Genomic DNA, 670 nt, shown 5'->3' with positions numbered 1-670 from the left:
TACCTGTAATACTTGAAGTAGTGGCCGTGACAGTGGTAGCAGTACCAGCAACTGTATGGGTAGTTAAAACGACCGTGGCAATACCACTGGCATTGGTGGTTGTAGAAGCAGATGCGAAGCTACCGTTGGCATCAGACTTGGTCCAATTGACTGTTTGTCCATTGGTACTGACAGGGTTGTTGTTGGCATCGGCTAATTGAGCAGAGATGGTTACTGTAGCTCCAGCGACAGGTGAATAGCCAGAAGAGGTCACTAGGTATTTGGTAGCAGTACCAGCGACCGTAGTGATGGTAGGAGAAGTACCTGTAATACTTGAAGTAGTTGCAGTGACGGTAGTTGCAGTACCAGCAACTGTATGGGTAGTTAAAACGACCGTGGCAATACCACTGGCATTGGTGGTTGTAGAAGCAGATGCGAAGCTACCGTTAGCATCAGACTTGGTCCAATTGACGGTTTGTCCATTGGTACTGACAGGGTTGTTATTGGCGTCAGCTAATTGAGCAGAGATGGTCACCGTAGCTCCAGCGACAGGTGAATATCCAGAAGAGGTTACTAGGTATTTGGTAGCAGTACCAGCCACCGTAGTGATGGTAGGAGAAGTACCTGTAATACTTGAAGTAGTGGCCGTGACAGTGGTAGCAGTACCAGCAACTGTATGGGTAGTTAAAAC

General features: G+C 47.8%; 1 pseudogene. It reads right to left on the bottom strand.

Going from position 1 to position 670, the window contains the following annotated elements:
- Positions 1 to 670, bottom strand: a pseudogene (locus ESB04_RS12455) (hypothetical protein); the annotation flags it as partial.

The organism is Aquirufa rosea (assembly GCF_004118285.1).
Taxonomy (GTDB): Bacteria; Bacteroidota; Bacteroidia; order Cytophagales; family Spirosomataceae; genus Aquirufa; species Aquirufa rosea.
The sequence above is the reverse complement of the archived record's forward strand: the minus strand, read 5'-3'. Positions and strand labels throughout refer to the sequence as shown.